At 59.5% G+C, this 24,539-nt stretch carries 21 protein-coding genes; 8 read left to right on the forward strand and 13 right to left on the reverse strand.

The features are described from left to right. Positions 1 to 121 precede the first annotated feature (121 nt). The 8 genes from AF337_RS30050 to AF337_RS30085 form a co-directional block, all read right to left on the reverse strand. A complete protein-coding gene (locus AF337_RS30050; protein ID WP_049735024.1) occupies positions 122 to 1,570 on the reverse strand; it encodes a M20 family metallopeptidase in 1,449 nt (482 codons plus the stop codon). A gap of 127 nt (positions 1,571 to 1,697) precedes the next feature. Beyond that, positions 1,698 to 3,242: an ABC transporter substrate-binding protein gene (locus AF337_RS30055; RefSeq protein WP_049735025.1), complete on the reverse strand. Its 1,545-nt coding sequence runs from the start codon at positions 3,240 to 3,242 to the stop codon at positions 1,698 to 1,700. A gap of 24 nt (positions 3,243 to 3,266) precedes the next feature. After that, positions 3,267 to 4,127 (reverse strand): serine hydrolase, encoded by an 861-nt coding sequence (locus AF337_RS30060; RefSeq protein WP_049735026.1) that lies wholly within the window; start codon positions 4,125 to 4,127, stop codon positions 3,267 to 3,269. A 1-nt stretch (position 4,128) separates the two neighbouring features. After that, positions 4,129 to 5,757 carry an ABC transporter ATP-binding protein gene (locus tag AF337_RS30065; RefSeq protein ID WP_049735027.1) on the reverse strand — a complete coding sequence of 543 codons (1,629 nt, stop codon included), beginning with the start codon at positions 5,755 to 5,757 and terminating at the stop codon, positions 4,129 to 4,131. Beyond that, the gene (locus AF337_RS30070; protein ID WP_007812730.1) at positions 5,754 to 6,572 is read right to left on the reverse strand and encodes an ABC transporter permease; all 819 of its coding nucleotides are present in this window, start codon (positions 6,570 to 6,572) and stop codon (positions 5,754 to 5,756) included. The genes AF337_RS30065 and AF337_RS30070 overlap by 4 nt, the downstream gene beginning before the upstream one ends. Next, positions 6,569 to 7,513, reverse strand: coding sequence for an ABC transporter permease (locus AF337_RS30075; RefSeq protein WP_049735028.1), 945 nt, complete (start codon positions 7,511 to 7,513; stop codon positions 6,569 to 6,571). Before AF337_RS30075 ends, AF337_RS30070 begins: the two co-directional genes overlap by 4 nt. Positions 7,514 to 7,691: 178 nt before the next feature. Next, positions 7,692 to 8,597, reverse strand: a complete 906-nt coding sequence (locus tag AF337_RS30080) for a LysR family transcriptional regulator (protein WP_049735029.1) — start codon at positions 8,595 to 8,597, stop codon at positions 7,692 to 7,694. Between the two features lie 34 nt (positions 8,598 to 8,631). Beyond that, positions 8,632 to 9,609: a LysR family transcriptional regulator gene (locus tag AF337_RS30085; protein ID WP_193393675.1), complete on the reverse strand. Its 978-nt coding sequence runs from the start codon at positions 9,607 to 9,609 to the stop codon at positions 8,632 to 8,634. Positions 9,610 to 9,647: 38 nt separating this feature from the next. Here AF337_RS30085 and AF337_RS30090 point away from each other — a divergent pair, with 38 nt between their 5' ends. From AF337_RS30090 to AF337_RS41060, 3 genes are all read left to right on the forward strand, one after another. Continuing rightward, positions 9,648 to 11,033, forward strand: a complete 1,386-nt coding sequence (locus AF337_RS30090) for an MmgE/PrpD family protein (RefSeq protein WP_049735031.1) — start codon at positions 9,648 to 9,650, stop codon at positions 11,031 to 11,033. A gap of 429 nt (positions 11,034 to 11,462) precedes the next feature. Continuing rightward, positions 11,463 to 12,401, forward strand: a complete 939-nt coding sequence (locus tag AF337_RS30095) for an AraC family transcriptional regulator (RefSeq protein ID WP_160320382.1) — start codon at positions 11,463 to 11,465, stop codon at positions 12,399 to 12,401. A 113-nt stretch (positions 12,402 to 12,514) separates the two neighbouring features. After that, complete coding sequence (locus tag AF337_RS41060) at positions 12,515 to 12,802, forward strand: putative quinol monooxygenase (protein ID WP_160320383.1); 288 nt, start codon at positions 12,515 to 12,517, stop codon at positions 12,800 to 12,802. Positions 12,803 to 13,175: 373 nt separating this feature from the next. On the opposite strand, the gene AF337_RS30105 is transcribed toward AF337_RS41060, so the two are convergent. The 4 genes from AF337_RS30105 to AF337_RS30120 are packed head-to-tail and all read right to left on the reverse strand — an operon-like array spanning position 13,176 to position 17,239. Continuing rightward, positions 13,176 to 13,973, reverse strand: coding sequence for an ABC transporter ATP-binding protein (locus tag AF337_RS30105; protein WP_049735034.1), 798 nt, complete (start codon positions 13,971 to 13,973; stop codon positions 13,176 to 13,178). Next, the gene (locus tag AF337_RS30110; RefSeq protein ID WP_342028459.1) at positions 13,966 to 14,823 is read right to left on the reverse strand and encodes an ABC transporter permease; all 858 of its coding nucleotides are present in this window, start codon (positions 14,821 to 14,823) and stop codon (positions 13,966 to 13,968) included. The genes AF337_RS30105 and AF337_RS30110 overlap by 8 nt, the downstream gene beginning before the upstream one ends. Next, complete coding sequence (locus AF337_RS30115; RefSeq protein ID WP_244471341.1) at positions 14,820 to 16,244, reverse strand: amidase; 1,425 nt, start codon at positions 16,242 to 16,244, stop codon at positions 14,820 to 14,822. The genes AF337_RS30110 and AF337_RS30115 overlap by 4 nt, the downstream gene beginning before the upstream one ends. Beyond that, positions 16,241 to 17,239 carry an ABC transporter substrate-binding protein gene (locus AF337_RS30120; RefSeq protein ID WP_049735035.1) on the reverse strand — a complete coding sequence of 333 codons (999 nt, stop codon included), beginning with the start codon at positions 17,237 to 17,239 and terminating at the stop codon, positions 16,241 to 16,243. The genes AF337_RS30115 and AF337_RS30120 overlap by 4 nt, the downstream gene beginning before the upstream one ends. Positions 17,240 to 17,355: 116 nt before the next feature. Between AF337_RS30120 and AF337_RS30125 the strand changes: the two genes are divergently transcribed. Continuing rightward, the gene (locus AF337_RS30125; protein WP_049735036.1) at positions 17,356 to 18,255 is read left to right on the forward strand and encodes a LysR family transcriptional regulator; all 900 of its coding nucleotides are present in this window, start codon (positions 17,356 to 17,358) and stop codon (positions 18,253 to 18,255) included. A 47-nt stretch (positions 18,256 to 18,302) separates the two neighbouring features. Here the strand turns inward: AF337_RS30125 and AF337_RS30130 are convergent, their stop codons facing one another. Beyond that, positions 18,303 to 19,484, reverse strand: coding sequence for a Fic family protein (locus tag AF337_RS30130; protein WP_049735037.1), 1,182 nt, complete (start codon positions 19,482 to 19,484; stop codon positions 18,303 to 18,305). A 241-nt stretch (positions 19,485 to 19,725) separates the two neighbouring features. Between AF337_RS30130 and AF337_RS30135 the strand changes: the two genes are divergently transcribed. The 4 genes from AF337_RS30135 to AF337_RS30150 all read left to right on the forward strand — a co-directional run bounded on the left by AF337_RS30135 (position 19,726) and on the right by AF337_RS30150 (position 24,494). Then, the gene (locus tag AF337_RS30135) at positions 19,726 to 22,089 is read left to right on the forward strand and encodes a hypothetical protein (protein ID WP_049735038.1); all 2,364 of its coding nucleotides are present in this window, start codon (positions 19,726 to 19,728) and stop codon (positions 22,087 to 22,089) included. 457 nt (positions 22,090 to 22,546) lie between these two features. Next, positions 22,547 to 22,744 (forward strand): hypothetical protein, encoded by a 198-nt coding sequence (locus tag AF337_RS30140; RefSeq protein WP_049735039.1) that lies wholly within the window; start codon positions 22,547 to 22,549, stop codon positions 22,742 to 22,744. Between the two features lie 141 nt (positions 22,745 to 22,885). Further along, on the forward strand, positions 22,886 to 23,479 hold the full coding sequence (locus AF337_RS30145; RefSeq protein WP_049735040.1) for a DUF6088 family protein: 594 nt from the start codon (positions 22,886 to 22,888) through the stop codon (positions 23,477 to 23,479). Continuing rightward, entirely contained in the window at positions 23,472 to 24,494 is a 1,023-nt protein-coding gene (locus tag AF337_RS30150) for a nucleotidyl transferase AbiEii/AbiGii toxin family protein (RefSeq protein ID WP_049735041.1), read from the forward strand. The genes AF337_RS30145 and AF337_RS30150 overlap by 8 nt, the downstream gene beginning before the upstream one ends. The last annotated feature ends 45 nt before the right edge of the window (positions 24,495 to 24,539 follow it).

Consider the following 24,539-nt stretch of genomic DNA (forward strand, 5'->3'; position numbering starts at 1 on the left):
CGTATATCTCGTCGCAGCGATGATCTGGCTCAGATGAATGTCGATTCGTCCTAGTGCTTTTTCATGGGATGCTGCAAGCGGGTACGATGCGGGTCGCTGTCCCAGTGGGCGAAGGCGGGAGCTAACTGCTGTGAACCGTTGCGGGCATCACATTCTCCGGGATCGGGCACACATAGGCCTTGCCGCTGGTCTTTTCTCGCCACTCGGCCTTCGCGGCCGCCAGGAGGTCGGATGACGACACTAATGCGAGACCCGTTGTCGCAAGTGTCTTGGCGGCATGCGCCATGGCTTTGTGCGCGGCGGGGCTTTTTCCCTGTGCGACGACCTGCCATGTATGGGGATTGGTGCCGATCGCCCAGGCCGGCGTCCAGCATTGCGCGGTTGGCGTCACCCAGCTGACGTCGCCGACATCGGTCGATCCGGCCCGGAAATGCGATTGTCCTTCGAAATCGCGCAGACCGGTGTGCAAGGGCGTCGAGCCATCGACCTTGGCGTTGGAGAACACGTCGCCCTTGATCTGGTAGAGGCGGAGGCTGCTCCTGATCGCTTCCTCAGTGAAGGTATTCTGGATTTTCCGGGCGAAAGTGATGTCGGCCTCGTCGAAAGCGATCGGCCCGAGCGCGACCATGTTCTCGTGCATTGCCGTCTCAAGCGTGATGTTGGGAAGAAGGTTCGTCGAGGCGGTGTCGAACACGATCTCGACCTCGGTTTCGGTCATCATCGCGGCACCGCGCGCAACTTTCTCGACGCGCCCGGCAAGCTCGAGCGCCTGCGGCATGTCAGGCGCCCGGATCAGATAGAGAACCTCGGCGCTGGCCTGCACGACATTGGCGGCCCTGCCGCCTGTGTCGGTGATAGCGTAGTGAACGCGGCAATCCTGCGGCATGTGTTCCCGCAGGAAATTGACGCCGACATTCATCAGTTCGACGGCATCGAGCGCCGAACGGCCGAGATGCGCGCTGTTGGCAGCATGGGCCGCCACCCCTCTGAAGCGATAATAATATTCGAGAACGGCAAGGTTGTTCGTCGAACGAACCCCGTTGAACGGGGCCGGATGCCAGGTCAGAGCGGCATCGACGTCGTCGAATGCGCCGGCACGAACCATGAAGGTCTTGCCGGAACCGCCCTCCTCTCCCGGGCAGCCGTAATAGCGTACCGTTCCGGGCAGGTTGTTCTCCTTGAGGTGGCGGGCAAGCGCAACCGCCGCCATCAGCGAACCGACGCCAAGCAGATTGTGCCCGCAGCCGTGACCGGTTGCTCCCGCCGCTTCGGGACAAGGCTCGGCGACGTCGGCGGTCTGGCTCATTCCGGCCAGGGCATCGAATTCGCCGAGGAAGGCAATCACCGGCTTGCCGCTGCCGGCTTCGCCGATGAAGGCCGTTTCCATGTCTGCGACGCCGCGGCGCACGGCAAAGCCGTTTTCCTCGAGTGTCCTTGCCAGCAATTGCGACGAGCGCCGCTCCTCGAATTTCAGTTCCGCGAAATCCCAGATACTGTCGCTGAGCGCGATATAATCCGGCTTCATCTTTTCGATCGTCGCGGCAATGGAGCTGATCGCGTCAAGATTCATGGCATTTCCTCGCTGTCTGTCCGGCCGCCACAGGGACGTGTTGCACCGGACCCGGCGGAACTGCCCGCCGGATCTCCTGTTGATTGTCGAAGCGGATACGGCGCCCGACCCGCCGAGCGCGGCAGGCTCAATTGTCGAGCGAAACTTCCCAAAGACGAGCATTCGATTGCCAGACGGGCTGACCCTTCAGCTTCCTGGTCGCGCCCCAGACATCGACCATGTCATAGAGGAAGATGCCCGGCATTTCCTTGAGCATCAGCGTGTGAAACTCGTCGAAGATCGCCTGACGCTTCGTCCGGTCGGGCTCCGCATAGGCGGCCTTCATCAACTCGACGGCCTTCGGATCATCCCACATCAAGGAAGCGTTCTTGTCCTTGTTGCCGACATAGAAGCCGTACATCAGCGCCGGATCGAGCCGCGGCGCGACCGATTGCGAGATGATCTGGTAGTTGCCGGATCGGCGGCGATCGACCTGCGTCGCATAGTCGAGCACCTCGATCTGCACATTGAGACCTGCCTGCTGCATCATGGCCTGCGCCATCACCGCGGCGGGGAAGCTTGGCACGTTACTGCGCTTGTTGGCGATGATGGTAATCGGCTCGCCCTTATAGCCGGCCGTCGCAAGCTCTTTCTTCGCGGCCTCGATGTCGTAGGGCAGACGCTCCTTCTGGACATCGTCGAAATACAGCGAATCTTGCGAAACCATCGAACCGTTGGCGGCGCCGGTGCCATTGGAGGCGGCCTCGACGAGCTGGTCGAGATCGAGTGCCATCGCCATGGCGCGGCGCACGCCGGGATTGCCCAGAACCTTGTCGCGCGTCTGGATGTAGAAGAGGTTTTTGCCGTTGTTGCGGGCCACGATCAATTGCATCGTGTCGCTCGTCTTGAATTCGGGAATGAGATCCGGCGAAATCTCCGCGGTATCGAGCACGCCGGATTGAAGGCCGGCTTTCACGGTCGAAGCATCGGGAATGACCATGAACTTGATGCCGTCGACGAGAGGGCGCTTGGAGCCGACCATGCCGTCGGGCTTGCCGTCATTCTCCGGCGAGACATAATCGTCGAACTTGGCGAGACGGATATATTCGCCCTTCTTCCATTCATCCCATTTGAAGGGACCGGTGCCGATCGGCTTGATGAAGCTTCCTTCCGCGCCGACCGAATCCGGCGAAATCATCCCGGTGTAACCGCATTCGGGGCGCGACAGCAGGCCAAGGAAAACCGCTGATGGCTTTTCCAGCGTGATGGTGACAGTGGAAGGATCGACTGCCTTGACCCCCGTAACATGCACGGTGCCGCTGCCGTCGAAGTCAGGAAGGCAGGTCCATTTCGTTTCAGGCTTGAGATAGCGGTTCCAGTTCCACACGACGTCATCGGCGGTCAATGTCTTGCCGTTGTGGAATTTGACGTCGTCACGCAGTTTGAAGCTGTAGGTCAGTCCATCCGCCGAGACGTCGAAGCTCTTTGCCAGCAGCGGCTTGACCTCGCCATTGTTGGCATAGCCGACCAGCCCTTCGACGATATGCAGGATGACACCATCGGTATTGCCGTCGCGATTGACACCTGGATTGTTGCTGCGCAGATCGGAACTTTGAGCCACGACGATATCGCGGGCGTCGACCACGCCGGTCATCGCCATCAACATGGTGCCTGCAAGAAGAAGCTTATGCATTGTTCTACCCTCTTTTATGGATCGTCAGGATTGGAATTCATCCCAGCAGGCGCGCGAAAGCCTGCCGATGGTTTCAAGCGCGACCGTGTAGCCGGGGGTGCCGTCCGGCATTTCCTGCGGCACGTCGTCGGTATAGGCGGCGATGATGTAGAAGGGGGACCCGTCGCGATAGACAATACCGGCATTCATGCGGCCGCGCTTTCCCGTGCCGCCCTTATGGGCGACGAGCACACCGAACGGTAGCCGGGAAGGAATGGCATAGCGCAGGATCTGGTTCTTCAGGGTTTGAAGCGCGTAGGCGCTGAGCGCCTGCGAGCAGCCGAGCCGGTCGGCTGCTTCCGGCGAATCCTGCGCATCCAGGATGGTCTGCAGCAGATAGACCTGATCCTTCGCCGTCGTCGTGGTGACCGCTTTCAATGAATGATCGGGCGACAGCGCCAAGGGCGGGATCAGGAAGCGATGGTTGGTTCCGGTCATGCCGATCGACTTGCAATAGCTGTCGACTTCTTCGAGCGTTAGTCTTTCGAAGACCATCTTGGTGCAGACATTGTCGCTCAGCACCATCATGCCGGTGATGGCGTCGCGCAGCGATATGACGATTCCCGGGCTGAGATAGCGGAACATCCCGCTCGCCACTTCCTCGGCGAAACGTTTTTCGTAGGTGATCCGTTCGTCGAGATCCAGGCGGCCTTCATGGGCGGCCTTCAGAGCTGCCATCATGATCGAGGTCTTTCGGGTGCTGGCGGAAGGGGTTTCCTCGTCCGCGCCCCTGCCGATCGTTTCGCCGCTTGAAAGCGCACGCACCATGAAGCGCGTCACGAACGGCTGCGCATCGCAGATCGCGTTCAATCGCTCCGCAAGCTTTCCAAATTCAATCGTCGTCATGTCAGTTCTCCAGGCGCCATTTGAGGATCACGCCGCCCTGAGCATTGTGGTCCAGAGCGGGGATGGCCGAGAGAAGCCGTTGTGTATAGGCCTCCTTCGGGCTGTCGAAAATCGTGTCGCGGTCGCCCTCCTCGATGATCCGGCCGTCCTGCATGACGACGACGCGATCGGCCACCTGTTCGACCACGCCGAGATCGTGGCTGATGAACAGGCAGGAAAAGCCGTAGCGTTTTTGCAGATCGGACAGGAGTTCGAGCACCTGCGCCCTGACCGTCACGTCGAGCGCCGAGACCGGCTCGTCGGCAATCAGGAATTTCGGCCGGCGCGCAATGGCTCGGGCGATCGCCACGCGCTGACGCTGGCCGCCCGAAAGCTCATGCGGGTAGCGCTCCGCATAGTCGGCCCCAAGCCCGACTTCTTCAAGCGTCTCCAGGGCGCGCTTGCGCTTTGCCGCGGCGTCGAGATCGGGAACGAGCCGCAGCGCTTCTTCAACGAGTGCTACGATGGTCATGCGCGGATTGAGCGAGGAATAGGGGTCCTGAAACACCATCTGGCAATTCAGCCGATAGTCCATCCAATCATCGTCGCGGCTGCGTCCCTTGAACCGGATATCGCCTTCGCTCTCCCGGACCAGTCCGGCAATGGTGCGGCCGAGCGTGGTCTTGCCGGAGCCGGAACCACCCACAAGCGCCACGACCTCGCCCTCGTGGATATCGATGCTGACGCCATGCAACGCCCGCTTCGGCGTTGCCTTCTTCATCAGCGACCGCCGGCCCGCATAGTCGACGACGATATCGCGCGCCGAGACCATCGGCGCCTTGGTCTTGTCGATCGTCCGCCTCTCTCCACGGAACGGCAGGGAGGAAAGCAGTTTCTTCGTATAGGGACGCTTGGGTGCGTCGAGCAGATCGGCGGTGCCTCCTTCTTCGACGATCACGCCCTTTTCCATTACGACGATGCGGTTGGTGTAGCGGGCAACCATCGGCAGGTCGTGACTGATCAGCAGCACGGCGGTGCCTTCCGCCTGTGTCAGTTCCACCATCAATTCCATGACGTCGCGCTGGATCACCGCGTCGAGCGCGGTCGTCGGCTCGTCGGCGATCAAAAGCGCCGGTTTCAGCAACATGACCGATGCCAGCATGATGCGCTGGCGCATGCCGCCGGAGAATTCATGCGGATAGGACGTGAGCGCCCCGGCGGGATCGCGGATTCCGACCCGGTTCAGCATGTCGAGGATCCGGCTGCGCCGTTCTTCCTGTGAAAGTTTTGTATGCAGCCGCAACCCTTCTTCGAGTTGGCGGCCGACGGTCATCGAGGGATTGAGCGAAGTCATCGGCTCCTGGAAGACCACACCGATTTCCGCGCCCCGCAATTGGCGCAGTTGCGTGCCGTTCATCGAAAGCACGTCGCGTCCCTTGTAGGCTACGGAGCCGCCGATCACCTTGATCGGCGCCGGCAGCAGCGAGATCAGCGCGCGTGTTGCCAGCGTCTTGCCCGATCCGCTTTCTCCGACGATGCCGAAGATTTCGCCTGGGGCAATGTCGAAGCTGACGTTCTTGACGACCTGCACACCGGTCCCAGTGACCTGAAGCGACAGGTTGCGGACATTCAAAAGCGTTTCATTGGTCATTTCAGCCCCCTCATCCGCGGATCGAGTTTGTCCCGAAGAGCGTCGCCCAGAAGATTGATCCCGAGGAGCGTCAGGGCGATCGCCAGGCCCGGGAACAGACCCAGCCAGACCGCCTGCTCGATGAATGGCCGACCGGCGGCCAGCATGTTGCCCCAGGTCGGTGCCGGTGGCGGAACGCCGAGACCGAGAAAGCTGAGGGCGCTTTCCGAAAGGATCGCCCAGCCGAACATCGAGGTCGCAAGCACGGTGATCGGGGCGACGCAATTGGGGAGGATATGGCGGAACATCGTGTAGAGCTCGCCATTGCCCATCACCTTCGAGGCCTCGATGAATTCCCGCTCGCGCAGAGACAGGACGGCACCCCGGACAACGCGGGCCATCGACGGAGAATAGGCAATGCCCAGCGCGAAGATGATGCCATATTGGTTGGCGCCGAAGACGGCGAGCAATCCAAGCGCCAGAAGAATGCCCGGAAAGGCGAGAAGCGCATTGTTGACGGCCATGATGACGGCATCGATCCAGCCGCGGGCGTAACCGCTGACGAGACCGATCAGCGTGCCGCAGACCGTCGCGAATGTGACCGTCAAGGTGCCGATCCAGACACTTGCCCGGGCGCCGACGATCAGGCGGCTGAGAACGTCGCGGCCGAATTCGTCGGTTCCGAGCCAGTGGGCGCTGCTTGGCGCCGCCAGCCGTGCCGTGAAGCCGAGCTTCATCGGATCATAGGGGGTCCAGAAGAGGCCGATCGCAGCGGAGATCAGCAGTGCGGCAATCAGAATGCTGCCGATGAAGCCGTTGAAAGTGACGTTTTTCATTCGGCGACCACCCGCGGATCGAACAAGGGATAGAGCAGGTCGACGACCAAATTGACCAGCACATAGGAAAGCGAGACGAACAGCAGACACGCCTGGATGACGGGGTAATCGCGGGCAAAAATACTGTCGACCATCAGCCGTCCCAGCCCCGGAATGGTGAAGACCGTCTCGATGACGGCGATGCCGCCGAGCAGGTTGCCGAGGATCAGGCCGATGACAGTCCAGGTCGGGCCGAAAGCATTCTTGAAGGCGTGCCGCCAGAGGACGGCGCTTTCGGAAAGCCCCTTGGCCCGGGCGTGGGTGATATAGTCGAGACGCAGCACTTCCAGCGTCGAGGCGCGTGCCATGCGGATCAACACACCCATTTCATGAATGACCAGGGTCATGATCGGCAGCACCAGGTAGAGCAGGCCGCCGATGACGTTGCTGCCGATCGAGACATAGCCCAGCACCGGTAGCCAGCCGAGCTGCAAGCCAAAGAAAAGCAGCAGCAGCAGACCGAGCCAGAATGTCGGGATCGACAGCAGGATGGTCGCCGTGCCGACCAGCGCCAGATCCGTCAGACTGTTTTGCCGCCAGGCGGCGATGACGCCGGCCGGCACGGCGATGAGGCTTGCCAGAAGGACGGCGACGACCACGATTTCGGCGCTGACCAGAAAGCGCGAGGCGACGAGCGGCAGAACCGCCTCGCCGTTGACGATCGAGCGGCCGAAGTCCCCCTGGACGACATTGGCGGTCCAGATCAGGAACTGTTGCGGCAGCGATTTGTCGAGGCCGAGTTCCGAGCGCATCGCCGCGATCTGCTCCGGCTCAGCCATATCGCCCAGCATCAGTGCCGCCGGATCGCCGGGTATGAAGCGGATCAGCGTGAAGACGGTCACCGAAACCAGGACGATCGTCGGCAAGGCCATCAGCAGGCGGTTTAGAACGAATTTCAGCATTTTTGTTCCCCGCGATGGGCGACGGTCAGTGCCCGGCGCCATCGGTTTCGTTGCTGCAGACTATGATCGAATGAAAAAATATCCGCAATATTATGCGATTCCGTCATAAGTCTATGCGGAATAAGAGAGCAACCTGAGCGACTGTTTCGGCTTAAATGACCAGATTAAATATCGGATTTTAAACGTCTTTTTGTGAAAGCCGGATCTGTCGCTTCAAGGCATCACTCAGAGCGTGGGCGGCAATCGAGAGCGGCGTCCCGACCGCCCTCGCCAATCCGAATTCCTGGGTCGCGCGCGGCACGAAGGGACGGTGAACCACCGGCAGGTGACGATAGAGATTCGCATAAAAGCTGCTGATGATCGTCACCCCAAGGCCATGGGCGACGTAGGAACAGGCGGAGCTGTTGGTATGCGTCTCGATCTTGACGATCTGCTTGATGCCGGCTCGCCGAAACGTCTGGTCGAGCGCCATGCGGTTCGGCCGTTGGCGGCCGATCAGAATGAGCGGCACGTCGCGCAAATTCTTGACGGTGATTTCCTCCAGCTTCGCAAGAGGATGATCCTTCGGAACGACGCAGACGCTTTCGCCGGTAGCGACGCGCTCGACCTCGATGCCCGGTCCGCTCTCGCCCTCCATGCGCAGAAAGCCGAAGTCGATCACCCTCTGCTCGACGAGCTTGTTGATCGCCACCGTCGTCTCGAAGAAGGTTTCGATCCGCACACCGGGGAAATCGCTGATGTAATCGGCCAGCATCGCCGGCGCGAAATGCTCCCACATGCTGCTCGGCAGGCCAATGCGGACGATCTCCGGGCCGGCGGCGCCGCTTCGTAAGTCCTCCGCGTGGCCCGACATCCGATCGACCGCCAGCAAGATGTTTTCGGCATCGCGGGCGAGAAGCAGCGCCTCCGGGGTGGGAACGAGACGGCCTTTGTCGCGCACGAAAAGCGACATCGAAAGATCCGCTTCGAGCTGCTGCAGGAGGCGGCTGACGCCGGACTGGCTGAGACCCATCGTCTTTGCCGTGGCAATCGTCGACCCCGTCGCCAGAAGCGTGCGCAGGACTTCCAGTTGTTTGATATTCATGCGTTTGCGATCCCTCGGAACGGTTCCGGCGCCGTCATTGTGCCCAGTCCGAAATGCTTTGCAGGAAAAGGCAGGCGGCCTTCGGCATCGGAAATTTCTCGCCGCTGATCAGCGCGTAGGCAACCGGCAGCTCGGGTTCGAGCGGAATGAACTGCAGCGGCAGCGTCGCATATTCGCGGGCGATGATCTCGCCGACCAGCGCAATGCCAAGTCCTTGGGCGGCCAGCGCGCAGGCGCTCGCCACCGAATGCGCTTCGAGCAGGGGGCGTTGACGGATGCCGGCCTTGTAGAACAACGCCTCCAGCTCATGGCGAACCGGGCGCTCCCTGTTCAGCATGATCAGATCCTGCCCTTTCAGATCGGCGACCGACAATTGCCGGCTGCCGGCTTTGAGATGATCGTTGTGCAGCACGCAAATGATCCGCGACGACAGGATCTTCTCCTGTTTCAATCCCGGGCTCATCAGCGGCAGACGCGCGAAACCGAGATCGGCCTCGCCGTCGGCCACCATCCGTTCGATTGCGAGATAGCTGCCGGACGCGACTTCGACGCGCATCGGGCCATTTTCTGCGAGAAACTTCTTCACAAGCTTCGGAATGCGCGTCGAGGAAAGGCTGGCGGGAAAGGCGAGCCGCAGCATGATCTCGCGCGATCGACCGCTCTCAAGCTCCATCGCTGCCGTTTTCAAGGCGCGCAGCCGGTCGGAAATGGCGCGGATTTCCGGGCCGAGCTGCAACCCCTCGCGGGTCGGTTGAAGGCGGTTCTTTTCCCGATCGAAAAGCCGAACGCCGAGATAGTCTTCCAGTTGCTGCAGCAAACGACTGGCGTTCGATTGTGAGATCCCAAGCTCGACCGAAGCGGCGATCGTCGAGCCCGTTGCAGCGATGGCGTCATAGGCCTCGATATGCTTCAGGCTGATCGCCGCACTCGTGTCTCGCGCCATTCTATCCCCAATATCGATAGCTCTACCCGCAAACCGCATAAGATTGCGGAGCTCAGGAAAGTTGAACATTTTCGCTGAGAACCAAACTCACCGAAAGACTTTCGTCAATGGTCACCATTCTCCGGACGATCGCGCAACAGCTCCTGTCGCGAACGACGTTCTCAACCCTCGCCATCGACCGGGCAAGCGATGCTGTGGTGGACACCATCGGCTGCATGATTGCCGGCAGGAGAGATGAAAGCGTCGCCGCGCTCACCCGCGCTTTCGACGGGGAAATCGCCGGCGGCGGGCAAGCGCGGCTCATCACCGGCGGCTTGGCCTCGCCCTCGCTTGCCGCACTCATCAACGCGACGGCGGCGCATGCGCTCGATTTCGATGACAATTTCCATCCGGCGAGGGCGCATGCTTCCGCAGTACTGGTGCCGGCGCTGCTGGCGGTTCTGACGCGCGGCAAGGTGACGAGCGGGAGACGGTTCCTCGAGGCCTACCTGGCCGGGCTGGAAGCGCAGGCGGCGGTCGGCTTCGGCGTCAATCCCTCGCACTACAATAGGGGCTGGCACGCGACGGCGACGGTCGGCAGCATCGGGGCGGCGGCTGGCGTGGCACGGCTTCTCGGCGCCGACGAAGAGTGCCTGGCCGCGGCGATGAGCCTGGCGACGAGCTTTGCCTGCGGCCCGAAAGGGCAATTCGGCACCAGCGCCAAACCGCTTCATGCCGGCATTGCAGCACGCAACGCCGTGGATGCGGCGCGCATGGCGCTGGCGGGCATGAGCGGGCGGCCGGATATCCTCGAACGGCCGCAAGGCTTCCTCGATCTTTTCGGGGGCGATGATGCAAAGGGCTGGGAAGGCCTGACATTTGCGGAGGAGCATATCATCGAAAGCCGCGGCGTGGTGACCAAGCGTCATCCCTGCTGCGCCTCGACCCATCGCGCGATCGACGCGCTTCTGGATCTGAAGCAGGAGCACGGGCTTTTGGCTGATGATATTGCCGGGATCGAGACGAAAGTCGGCATATCCGCTGTCCGCAACTTGGCTTATCCCGAGCCCACCGACGAGATGCAGGCTCGCTTCTCGATGCAATATTGCTTGGCGACAGCGTTCCTCAAGGGTTCTCTCAGCCTTTCGGATTTTACGCGGCATCAGATCGAGCGGCCAGAAATCCGGGAATTCATGCCCTGCATCGAAATGCAGTCCTATTCCGCCGAAGAGGAGAGAGGCGTCGAGCGCCTCCCGCACGTCGTCACGGTCACGACCCGCGATGGGCGCATTTTGAGCAAGTCTCGGCTGCATGCGAAAGGATCGCTCGAAGCGCCGATGAGTGATCACGAACGTAAAGTTAAGTTCATGGATTGCTTGCAATGGGCAAATCGGCGCAATTCCGAAGCCTTTTTTCAACAGCTTCGCGCCTTGGCCGATTTTGAAAGCCTGTCTTGCGACACCACACTTTGGAACGTGATCTCAGAGGCTACTGAGCTTCCGGACGACGGCTAGGCCTCCTGCTCGTGCCAAGGGCATCCAAGGCTCGCCATTCGGGTTTGGCGCCGGCGCACCTCTTGTGTCCCGAGGTGGTTTTTGGCGTTCATCGGACCTCGGCGCCGGATCTACGAAACTTATAAAGCTCGACCAGTCTTGCATCCGCTTGGCTTCGGTTTGTCACGCCGTAAGCCCTTGTCGTTACTATGTGTACCGGATTGAGGATCGCAGCACCAAAATCAACGATGACTGGCTGCCCGTGGTCTCGAATTTCGTTGCTTCCGATTTTTTTGATCCCGCTGCAAAGTATCGTTGTTTTTAGCTCAATGCCTGTGTTTTGTTTTTATATTCCTCGGCAATCCCGAATTTCCCGACTGTAAAAGGCCTTTGATCCAACTTATACAGCCAGCGCGATCCTGGTTCGCAAAAGGCCTCAGGAATTTCCCAGTGCAATCGACAACTCATGCCTTAGTTCCTCCTGCCCAGCCAGACGTTGATGCGTGCCTACAGGCAGTACGCAATCTGGCGAAAGGTGAAGGCGTAACGCTCACCCCACTGCCCAAGGTGTGGGTCGTCAAGTTCAGCCAGTCGGCTCCTTATTATCGGGGACGAAACACCGGCACGTCACTGGCGATCGCTGCATCTGGCACAAAGGCGGTCTCAGTCGAGAACAACCGTCTCGTTAACGACGAAAGTCGATTTCTAGTCCTGCACGGCGAGCGGCCTTATGATGCCGTCGTGCATGGGTCCGAGGACGTGCCTTACGTTGCGCTCAAACTGCAGTTGCCGCCCGAACTGGTGGCTAAGACGCTGATCGAATTTGCTGAGACCGGATATTCGCCGCCGAAAGTAGGCAGGATGTTGCCCGCGTTTTGCGATTTCCTGACACCGGATCTTGCCACTCCGCTGCTGCGGTTGATCCGTGCGCTCGATGACCCGATCGACTGTCGGATGTTGACACCTTCCTGCCTGAGCGAGATTTGCTACAGGTTGCTGCGCTCAGAGGCTGCCGGTGTTCTTCGAACGTCCATCACGAGCGAGGACGTGAAACTTGTCAGAGCTATGCGCTTCATCGAAGAAGGGGCCAACTCGCCGCTGACCGTCGCAGATATCGCCGCGGAAGTCGCAATGAGCCCGTCGCATTTTGCCCATCGGTTTCGCTCGTGTTTCGGAGTGTCACCTATGCGCTATCGCGCACAGGTTCGCCTCGAACAGGCACGCCTGCTGCTGCTGAATACGGCTGCTACCGTTTCCAGAGCGGCGGAGGAAGCAGGCTATGCCAGTGACGCTCATTTCTCGAGGGAATTCAGAGAGTTCTTTGGCGTTCCTCCGCGCGCCTATGTCCAGAACATGCAGGCACTTTTCTCGCAGGCCAACAAACCCTAGCGCAAAGGCGCAATCGCAGGATCGGGTACTCTTTTGGCAGGAACAGGTCTGTGCGAGTTGGTCCTCCCGACCGTAGTAGAATTGCTATGTTCAATTCAAACACGGATGCCAAAATGTCAGTCAACGTTATCGTGCAGTTCAAGGCTTTGACCGCAAGTCTTTCCGCCTTCCAGAATATCATGGAAGCAGTCAAGGTTGACCTTCCAAAGATATCCGGTTGCCGAGGTGTCTCTGTTATGCAGGACCTCGAAGATCCCTGCCGGTTCACACTTGTAGAGGTTTGGGAAAGTCAGGCAAAGCATGCCGCACATCTCGAGAACCTGGTTGCCGATGGGACTTGGACTAGCATCGCCTGCCATCTGGATACGCAGCCAAGTACGGGCTATTTCCGAACCCTGTAGCGTATGTCCTGCATCACCGATTGCCGATCCTCATGAAGACGGCGACCAAGAATGACTGTAAGGTTGCCTTTCCATCCAAGCTGCTCGTATTTCGGGGCCACAGCAGGAGGCGGCTTCCCGAAAAGCATGAAGCCGCTCTATTCGGTTGTGTCTCTGGCGTCCTCCGCCTTGAACAGGATTCGAACCCCCAGCGTGCCTCATGCGCGCTAAGCGCTTGTAATCTTGACCGGTCTTGTGGCGGCCGCAACCGAACAGCTTACAATAGCCAAACGCCAACATTGCCTCTGCCACCTCCGAACTCCACGTAGCTGACACTCTCTGTTATCTGAAAGACCCCCACGAAACTTAGGGCGCGGAAAGCTGCCTCGACTGATCAAATGGCCGGTTCAGAAGCCACCTCGTCTAAAAGTAAGGAAACCTGTTCAGCGGCCGTTGCGAATGAGGAACTTAGGCGAAAGGCCTTTGTTCTAGGATGAGGCTCACCGATACTGACTGATCCGCTGACGCGCCCCGGCCGGGACGCCATCACTACGACGCGATCGGAAAGATAGACACTCTCGGTGATGCTATGGGTCACCATGATCACAGTACAGCCTGTCTCTGCCCAGATCTTGAGAAGATCATCATGCAACTTTGTGCGGGTGATTTCGTCGAGCGCGCCAAAAGGTTCATCAAGCAGAAGCACCTCTGGCTTTGTCACCAGAGCCCGGGCGATCGAGACGCGCATCTTCATGCCCCCCGACAACTCTCTTGGATACGCATCCGCGAACCCCTCCAGCCCGACCATGGCGAGACTGCGATGGACGTCGGAAGCCGCGGTGGCCGCGGGGCCATTCAACGCCAATGGCAATGCGACGTTCTCGGTTACGGTCGCCCAGGGCATCAGGCTCGGCTCCTGAAACACAAAAGCGACTGAGTTGCCAAAGCCATCCCGTTGACGGTGCCCCGCCAGTTCAACGCCTCCTGCTGTTGCGGTCGCAAGACCAGCCAGAATGTAGAGAGCCGTCGACTTGCCACAGCCCGAGGGGCCGAGAAGGCTGACGAACTCGCCCTTGTGAACCGTGAGGTCCAACCTGTCGATCGCCACGGTGCCATTCGGATACCGCTTCGTCAGTCCCTTAAGCCGTGCAGCGATCGCCGTCCCATCACTTGCCTGGGGCACATCAATCATTTTTCAGCTCGCTTTCGTGCCAGTGGCCAAGAAGGAAGGAGGACAGTCTGGTCATGCAGTACCAGAGCACGATACCGAACGCGGCAAGCATGAAGAGCGCGGCGAACATCCGGGGGACATCAAGCATGGTGCTACTTTGCACGATCATCCAGGCAAGCCCGGTCGACGTTCCGCTGCCTGCCACGAATTCGGCTACCACGGCTCCGATGACGGAAAGACCGGAGGATATCCGCGCGCCAGACATTATGAATGGTAGGGCGGCAGGAAGCTGCAGTCGGACGAGGCGCTGCCAGCGGCTTGCTCGATAAAGCGTGAAGACGTTCTGGAGGCCACGATCGACCGATTTTATCCCCACCACTGTGGCTGACAGAATGGGGAAGAAGGCGACAAGCCAAGACAGGATCAGCAAAGCGAGCCAGACTCTCGACAGGCCGACCCAGATGATTACAAGCGGCGCGATCGCTATGATCGGCGTGACCTGAAGCGCCACTGCATAGGGCCAAACGATCCTTTCAATCGGCCGGTAAAGCGCGATCAGGATGCCGAGAGCGATACCGCTGATCATGGCGAGGGTGAAGGCCACCAAGGTCACCAGCGCGGTGTTGCCAAGTGCACGCAGCAGGCTACCCAAGTTGATCCACAGCGACAGGAAGATGACGCTAGGCGCGGGCAACACATATGGGGGTATGCCGCGCCAACGGACCCATGCTTCCCAGAGGGCAAGGAAAACCAGCCCGGCAATCATCGGTGATAGACGATCGAGTAACAGGCGCGGCGAGGTCACGCTGTTGCTGGCAACGGCAAGGGACGCGGGTGCAACAGGATCGTGATCCTCCGGAAATGTGGTCAAAGCTGCGGCCTCCTCATCGTTTGCGGCAATCCGGCCGCGATATCGAACAGGCGCCATTCCTCGTGCCAACGACCAACGAACTGGATACCGACCGGCAGCCCGGCGGACGTGAAGCCACACGGAACCGATATGGCAGGATGACCAGTCAGGTTGAATGGATAAAGAGCTGCCGCCCACGCGGCGTAATCCTCACCATGGACAGGGCAGGATTGTTCCGCAGGTCCCGGCGAGCGTGTTAATGTCGGCATGGCAATGACATCGACAGTCCGGAACGCATGCTGCACGCGACGGAACAGGACGGTACGCCCATCCTGCGCGATCGCCAGATCTGCGGCGCTATAGGACATACCGAGATCGACGATCTCGCGGAAGGTGTCGCCCCATAAGGCCCTTGACTTGGAACCGAGTTGGCGCAGTCGCCCCGCATGACCGACCGCACTGATGACACGGTAGATGTCATGCGCGCCATCGAGAAGCTTCGGATCAAGATCAGGCCAGGAGCTTGCGCCATCCCGTTTCAGGGTCTGGAGAGCGAAACAGCAGATGTCCTGGATTTCCCTGTCGACGGGATAGCCTCCTGGTTGCGCCAGCCATCCCACCGAAGTCCCTATGAGATCGGCATGCCCCGGCGCCTGGTTATCGATACTCGCCAGCAGCGACAGTGCATCTCGATCCGCCGGGCCAGCCATGATTGCAAACATCATTTCGAGATCTTCGACACAACGCGCCATCGGCCCGATCGACGAGTAGTTTCCAAAGGTGTCGGGAAAGTTCTCGTGCGGGATGCGTCCGACTGTCGGCTTCAATGCCAGAATGCCGGTGCAGGCTGCCGGGCAGCGAAGGGATCCGCCACCGTCCGATCCGACGGCGACCGACCCGATCCCGGCTGCAAGTGCCGCCGCCGCCCCGCCGCTCGATCCACCGGGAGTGCGGTCGAGCGCCCAGGGATTACGCGTGACCCCATGAAGATCCGAAGTGGTCGTGACTTCGTGATAGAACTCCGGCGTTGCGGTCTTGCCGATCAGGATGGCGCCGGCTGACTTCAGCCGCGTCCAGACAAGGTCATCGCGCTCAGCTACCACATCGGCCATCGATCGCGAGCCCAGTGTCTGCCGGTCCCCTGCGCTGGCTATCCCATCCTTCAGTGTCATCGGCACACCGCAGAGCGGACCGGGATCCACCCCTCGGGCGACAGCTGCATCGATGTTGCGCGCCTCGTCCACGGCGCGATCGTAACGAGGAACAACGATGGCGTTGAGGCGGCTTGCCGTCTCCTGCGCACGCTCGATCGTCCGCCTCACGAGGGTTTCTGCCGTCAGGCGCCCTTCGCGGACAAGCGCCGCCTGTGCAACCGCGGACAAATGCAGTGGATCGGCGTCCACGTTCACCTGCTTATCCGGATACCCATGCACGGCGGTCACTTGACCATCGGCAGGTAGTCGAGCGTATAGGCCTTGCGGAAGTCGAGATCCGCGGGATAGACTCCGGCCTTCACCATGTCGGCAAAAAATCCCGCCCAGCGCGCCTCACTCATCATGCCGATCCCCTCGCCCTTCTCACCGGCGACGATGTGGCGCATCCGCATTTCGGTGATCGATGCCTTCCAGAGCCCTTCGCCATAGGCGGGATCGGTGTTGATCGATGTCGCGAGCTTCATGGCAGGCGTATAATCGCCCGTCATGCAGCTTTTCCAACCTTCAGCCGTAGTCGCCAAAAAAGCCCTGACCACCTCGGGATGGCTTTCGATATAGCTACTCATGCCGAAAACCGTCGTCGCATAGTTGAGATAGCCTTCGTCGGCGAGCAACATGATGACGGGCGGCTGATCGAGCTGGCCGCCGAGATAGTGAGCGTCGGCAGTGACATAACCCTGCTGGATCGCAGTCTTGTCTGCGACGAACACGGCAGAGCTATAGGTGTAAGGGCGCAGCTGGTCGTCGGTAAAACCGAAGCGCGATTTGAGGAACTGCCAGAATTCCCCACGCGCGAAATCGGCCACCATGACGGGTCGCCCCTTGACGTCCTCGAGTTTGGAAATGCCCTGCCCTGCATGCGCTACAAGTGTCTGAGGGTCTTTCTGAAAAAAGGCCGCTACGGTAACGCCTGGTATGCCTTGTTTGACCATGTTGAGCGTGGTGAAGCTCGACCCCATGCCAAGGTCCTGCTCGCCACCAGCGACCAACATTGCGGTATTGACGCCCGGTCCGCCCGCGATGAGATCGACGTCCAGACCGGCCTTTTCGTAAAGCCCGGTCGCCTTTGCCTGAAAGAAGCCGCAGTGCTCAGCCTCGGGCAACCAGCCGAGGCCAAAGCGGATTTTCTCGGCTGCATCGGCGGGTGCAGCCGCACCTAAAGCAAGAACAAGGGTTGCTGAAGCCAGCCCCGAGCTGGCGGTACGGATGTATTTGAATGGCATTTTTATTCCCCTCTGCCGGTATTGTGGGGAAACCGTAACGCAATTAATGTCCCGTCCAAAGCGTCATTCTTGCAGCTATCTGTCCCGTTTCTTGCAGCACAAATGAAAGGTGGCCCATGAATCGGAAGACCCTGCGGTTCCTGGAACAGGTCTCGCGCTTCGGATCGATGCGGAAGGCTGCCGAAAACCTCAATATTTCCTCCTCCGCACTCAACCGGCAGATCCTGTCTTTGGAAGAAGAGGTGGGAATGCCATTATTCGAGCGTCTCCCCCGCAAACTCAGGCTAACGGCCGCGGGGGAGGTTCTGGTCGCTCATGCCCAGGCGGTCGAACGCGACTACCGATCGACGATGGGCCGCATCGCTGCCCTGAAAGGCATGGGGCGGGGGACCATCAGGCTATCGACAATGGGGGGACTGATCTACGGCCCGCTTCTGACCGTCGCATGCGATTTTATCCGACAGCATAGCCGCATGCTTGTGCGCGTCGAAATCCAGCCTTCACCTGAAATGATCGCAGCGCGGGTATTATCGGGCGAGAGTGACATCGGGCTCGGCTACAACATTCTGCCGAACCCCGGTCTGCGTGTCCTCCAGTCGATCGAGGTTGATATCGGCGCTGTCGTCGCGCCGGGCCACCCGCTTACCCGAAAGGACGGGCTCCGGCTGTCAGACTGCATCCATCATCCGATCGTCACCGGGACGGATTCGATGGCAATCAGAAGCGTTATGGACCACGCCTTCGCCACCGCAGACATCCCACTTCAACCGACAGTCGAAACCGACTCGATTGAAGTCATCAAGCAATTTGCAATGAGCGGCAACTGCATCACGTTCCTCAACCCGTTCGACATAAGTGCCGAGATAGATCGCGGTGCCCTTGTCTGGCTGCCGCTGGCGGAGCGCTATTTTCCAATCCCTTCCCTACGCCTCGTCACCCGCTCGAAGGGCGTGCTCGAACCGGCAACAGCGAGACTTGTGGAAGAGATCAAAACGCGAATGGGAACGGAAGGATAGTATCAAATTGCTCTTGATGAAGATCGAACCTGAGGCTCACTTACTTCTCACGGACTGAGAGGCAAAGGATCTGTGCCTTCGCTCAGAATTGCAAGATATCGTCGGTAGCTGAACACGCGGCCACGCTTGCGGCCGGTCACCTCATCAACGATGCCCAAACGCTCCAGATCAGCAAGTGCGGCATTGACCGTTGGCGCGGAAAGACCCGTGATCTGTACAATCTGGTTCGCGGTGTGGAAAGGATTCTGCTGGAATAGCTCGTGAATACGAAGGGCAGACCCTGCTCTATCGCTCTCCATCGTGATCCGCTCCCGATCTTCCTTGAAAAGATCGACGATCTGGGTCGCAGCCTCAAACGCTTGATTGGCAGTGTCGGCAACGCCAGCCAAGAAAAAGTCTAGCCAGCCTTCCCAGTTTCCGTGCTCACGGACCTCTTGCAACAATCGATAATATTCTCTCCGATGGGACTTCAGATAGAGGCTGAGATAGAGCAGTGGCTTTCGTAAAACCCCGTTTATGCAAAGATACAGTGTTACAAGCAGACGGCCGATCCGACCATTGCCATCGAGAAACGGATGGATCGTTTCAAACTGCACATGCAGCAGGCCAGCTTTGATTAGCGCCGGCAACCGCGATTGGTCGTCATGCATGAAGCGCTCGAACGCATCCAGGCAACCGGCCATTTCAGTGACGGGTGGCGGTACAAAGAGTGCGTTACCGGGGCGCGTTCCACCAATCCAATTTTGCGAGCGGCGGAACTCTCCAGGATCCTTGGTGCCTCCCCGCCCACTGTGTAGGAGCCTCGCGTGCATCTCACGGATCAGACGCAACGACATGGGCAGCGTTTCCAGTCGTTCCAAACCATACATCATGGCGTCAACATAGTTGGATACCTCACGGATATCGTCAACCGGCTGCCCGGATTGAGCTTCCGTCTCATACCGCAAGAGATCGGAAAGCGTGGATTGTGTCCCTTCAATCTGCGAGGAAAGAACGGCTTCCTTTCTCACATACATATAGAGGAACAGCTCCTGGCGCGGCAGCAGCATTGTGATACCGTCCAGGCGTCCGAGCGCGCGTTCAGCCAAGCTGAGGCGCTCCAACAATGAAAGCACATCAATCGCCGGCTCGGGCGGCAATGGTGGAGGTACGAACGCGCGTACTGTTTCACTGGCGGCGACCGTCTCGACGAAGCGACCCAGGCGGTTTTTGGATTGGGAATCAGACATAATCCAATATCAGTCGCGCCTCTTATTTAAACAAGACGCATTTCATTTAATTAATCGACAGACTTAGATAAGCGCGCTTAATTAACGCGCCGACGTTGAGCTCTTGGGCTTTGATCCAGGCGACATTGGCGTCTAATACGATGAACGGGTGCCACTAGAAGTGGCGCGCCCGACAACATGCTTTGTTAAAGTTCGCCTCATATTTCCGCTCGCCTTCGGCACTGTTGCCGAGAGAAACGGAATGAGCATGCCCAAACACGATCTTTCATCATGTCATTTTCAGCGAAAAATATCCCAATTCTGCGAACTGCGTATCGCGCCGATCACATCTAAACGGGTGCTGGAAAACATCCAGCCCTTCCTGATGAGCTTAATCATCTATCGGAAATCGCCCCCGCTCCGGAGTGGCCAACTCGACTGGACGGCGATAGGCCAAGCCTGTGGTGTCGAAGCCGAGCTGACAGTAGAACTGAAAAAGCAGCTTCAGCCATGCCTCGATGCAATCATCCGATGGCTAGACGGACCGCCAGCAGCCGAAGAACAACGGCCACCAAAGCCGACCGCTCGCCCGGACAAAATGGCGCCCGCCAAAAAGGCAGCCTCCGCGACTTCAATCAGAAAGCCTCAACGTGCGACGGCCGATGGCATTGCTGCCCCATATGAATCGGTGCCACGTGGGCCGGCTCCAACACCGATCAGCCCATTCCCAGAACCACTGTTCGACGCGACCGAGGACCCGGCGAGCTTTCAGGATGCATTGGTCTATCATATGCGTCGGTTCGGCGACACCTATTGGCAGCTTTACCGCGCCGTTGTTCATCTGAATGAGTCCTTCGACAATAAGACACTGCTATCCTGGATCCAGGGAGAGCGCGTGCCCCGATCTGTTGCCAGTTTCAATATCCTCCGCCGTATCGAGCGACGCTATCGACTTTCAGAGGGATATTTCAAAGAGAAACTGCCGCATCAGGCGCGCTCGCTCTATGGTCACGATCTCGGGGACATCAGCCCAGCTGAGCGTCGACGGATTTCATTGCACCTGCCCCAAGACTTCAATAGCCTGCCCTTTACCAAGCGCGAGGAGATTCTCGACTGGGTGCGCCGGGTGGTCATTTCCGGCTCTACGGAATATCGCCGCTATCAGGCGGCGGCCAGCAAGCAGCGATATGCCATCCGCTTTCCCGGCGTCACCTATGGCAGCAGCTTTCTTTCCTCTCGATCGTTGGCCTCGGCGGCCGGCGCCAATCAGAACGTTGCCGCAGAACTTGATGATCCTGATCTGCTCTCCGGCGTTGTCGACGCACCGCCGAGACTTGCCATGGAAATGGCTGATCTCATCCGCTTCAAGACTTCGACGCTCACGGCGATTGGGTTCCAACGGAACGGCGTCTGGGGTGAAGAAACGGCCTCCCAGAAGATTGAGCACCTCGGCTTGATGTTTGGTGCGCTTGCTGCCTCGCCAAACGGTGTCGTGAAGGGTTTCGGCGTGCCAGTCAGCCAGTTGAGCTTCGGCCTTCTCGTCTTCCCCGGTGTTTGGGACTGGTATCTGCAGTGGCGGGAACAGCGACGTGGCTTCTACACCAAGTGGGAAGAAGACATGCTGATGGTCGCCCAAGCCCTATCCCGCGCGGACGTCGGCTGGATCCGGCAGCATCCGGAGCTGCTCCGAAATGTCCGGCCTATCGCGGGCTTGGTTGAGCAGGAAGAAATCGATTTCGCGGCTCGCGATTGGCATGGCGCCTGCGATGCGTTTCACCGACATGCCGCTAACCGTTCCAAGGAGATCCAGCGAGTGATGCGCGTGCATCGCGATCCATTTGAACCGATCATGTGTGTACTTGAAGCGGACAGCCCGCTGGCGGAATATCGCAAGATCACGGACGAGATTGTGAAACGTATGCCGGATGAGAACAGATATCCCCGACCGGCCGCCGAAGCCGTTAGATCATTCCTATTGCTTCGCCTGGGCCTGCACCTTGGGCTCAGGCAAAAGAACCTTCGCCAACTTCGTGTCTGCCCCCGTGGACACTATCCGACGTCAGAACGCCGGCTGGAGGATTTGAAATGCGGCGAGCTGCGCTGGAGTGATCGCGACCAGGGGTGGGAGGTCCTTATCCCGTCGGTCGCATTTAAAAATTCCGGTTCATCCTTCTTCGGACAGAAACCGTTTCGGCTGATACTGCCGGACCTCCTCGACCTCTACGAATATCTCGATGCCTATATCGACCGTCATCGTGGTGTCCTTCTTGGCGGCGCCAAAGACCCCGGAACCCTGTTCGTCAAAACGGTGAAGACCACCAGCACCGACGCAGCTTACAACTCGACCACGTTCTATGAGGCCTGGAGGACCATCATCCAACGATATGGAATTTACAACCCTTACACTGGGCGAGGTGCCATCAAAGGCTTGTTGCCGCATGGACCCCATAACCTGCGGGACATTCTTGCGACGCATATTCTGAAGCAGACCGGATCCTACGAACAGGCGAGCTACGCAATTCAGGACACGCCCGACGTCGTGCAACAGCATTACGGCCGCTTCCTTCCACAAGACAAGGCCGCACTGGCCGCCAAGATTCTCAATCAGGTTTGGGAAGCCGCGTAAGATCGAATGAGATGCTCGGCTCGGATACTCAGAACATGTTGCATCTGGGTCGAGTGTCCTCGTCTCCGCCTTGAAGAGATTAGAACCAACGACCCTGTTATTCCAAATTCCCTGTGCAATAGATTCTTTAGGCGAGCTAGAAACTTGGGCTGCTGGAATGACTAATTTGGGGCCGATTACTGACCGCCCATAGAGGCCGCGGCGACAAGCAGCCATGCGCGCCCGTTCACTCTAGACACCAGGCCTAGAAACCCGCTTCGGGGCTCTGTGGAGCAGTGCCTGGTCAGAGCGAAGTGGAGACAAGGTGCCGCGCAATAGAAGCACGCTCCCATAGGGATGCGCTCAAGAAGCAATCGAACTGCTGGGTCACTCGTTTCCGGGCATAGGACGAACTCTCCAGACCACATTGTCCGACAAATCGGTATAAGCCGTTCCCGAACAAAAATCAGGAGACAACATGGAAACCGTGGAAATCAGCAGCCGTAGCGACTTCGCCCTGTGGGCAATCGAGCGGGCACGGGAAATCGTAACGTCCGAGGGAGCTGCGTTTGCGATGGCCGCTCGCGATATGGACGAGGAGGCGCTGGCGAACACTGCAGCCGCGCTCGGCAAGGCCATCAGCGATGCGATGGTGGAAGTGTTTGACGCCTGGTGAGTAGCGCTGGGGGGAGCGACAAGCGGGCTACTGACCAATATTTCGATATAAATTTTGGTCAGCGCGGTTCGGCTCCCCTGCCCTTCTCCTTCCGTTGCAAACTGTCAGAAACTCGCATATGTTTCTGACAGGAGAAATGCCATGCAAAAGCTGACGTCACAAATCATGGGCCATGCCGAGCGACTGCCGGAAGGATCCGCGCTTTCGGCAAAGAGCTTTCTGCATCTCGGAAATCGCGCCGCCCTGGACCAGGCTCTTTCGCGACTGGCCGAGCGCGGCGAGCTCGTCCGGGCCGGCCGTGGCATCTATATGCGGCCCGTCAAAAGCCGTTTTGGCAGCAGGCCGCCGACAGTTGAACAGGCGGTGGAGGCAGTGGCGCAGCAACGCGGCGAGGTCATCGTCTCAAACGGCGCCGCCGCGGCGAATGCCCTCGGCCTGACCACCCAGGTCCCGGTCCGCTCCGTCTACCTGACATCCGGCCGCAGCCGGACGATGAACCTTGGACAGCAGACGGTCGAGCTCAGGCATGTGCCTCGCTGGCAACTGGCCTTGGCCGATCGGCCCGCCGGCGTGGCGGTCCGTGCGCTCGCCTGGCTTGGGCCGGAGAAGGCCGATGAAGCACTATCGCGGATCAAGCGAAAGCTGCCGCCGGACCAGTTCGGCGAGCTGGTGGCGGCGGCTCCGCAGTTTCCGACCTGGCTTGCAAGAAGCGTGGGAAAGGCTGCGCATGGCTGATCTGTTCCTGACCTTGTCAAAGGATGACCGGCGCGAAGCCTTGGCCGTGGCGGCCGACCGCACCGGACGGCCCATTCATCTCCTAGAAAAGGATGTCTGGGTCGTCTGGACGCTGCAGACGCTCTTTTCGTCCAAGCTCGGTGAGCATCTCGTCTTCAAGGGCGGCACCTCGCTCTCGAAAGCCTATGGGGTCATCAAAAGGTTCTCTGAGGATGTCGACCTGACCTACGACATCCGCGCTCTGGCGCCGGACTTGGTCGGCGACAATGACGAGGCGCTGCCGAAGACCCGCAGCGAGGAGAAACGCTGGACCAGCGAAGTACGAAAGCGGCTTCCGGTCTGGGTGGCGGACTCGGTGGAGCCAGCTATCGCCGGCGCGTTGCGCAATCAATCTCTTCCGGCGGCAATCCGCCTCGAGGACGATACGCTCTACCTCGACTATGAAGCGGTGAGCAGCGGATCAGGCTATGTCGCCCCGAGCGTCATGCTCGAATTCGGAGCACGGTCGACCGGCGAGCCGGCCAGTATCCGCGATGTCGGCTGCGACGCGTCGGGTCAGGTCGATGGTGTCGAGTTTCCGAAAGCGAGCCCCCGCGTCATGCACGCCGAGCGGACTTTCTGGGAGAAGGCGACAGCGATCCATGTCTTCTGTCTTCAGGAGCGCCTCCGCGGCGATCGGTTTGCCCGCCACTGGCATGATGTCGTTCGGCTGCATGATGCCGGTTTCGCCGACAAAGCATTCGCGGATCGGCAGCTTGCCAATGCCGTGGCGAAACACAAATCCATGTTCTTTGCGGAAAAGGCAGCCGACCGCTCGCCCATCGACTACGCAGCAGCCGTCAACGGCAATCTGGTTCTGACACCCTCCGGAGAAGGTCTGCGCGCACTCGGTGAGGACTACGCGCGCATGGTCGCCGACGGTCTGCTGCTCGGCGATTCCGAACCGTTCGAGCAACTGATCGACCGATGCGCGCAAATTCAGGCGCGCGCCAACAAAGCCGACACGTCGAAATAGGTGATCGCCGACCGACAAGCTCGCCGGCCCTCGGCAATGCGATCG

The sequence above is a fragment of the Rhizobium ecuadorense genome (genome assembly GCF_001187535.1).
In the GTDB taxonomy this organism is placed as follows: domain Bacteria; phylum Pseudomonadota; class Alphaproteobacteria; order Rhizobiales; family Rhizobiaceae; genus Rhizobium; species Rhizobium ecuadorense.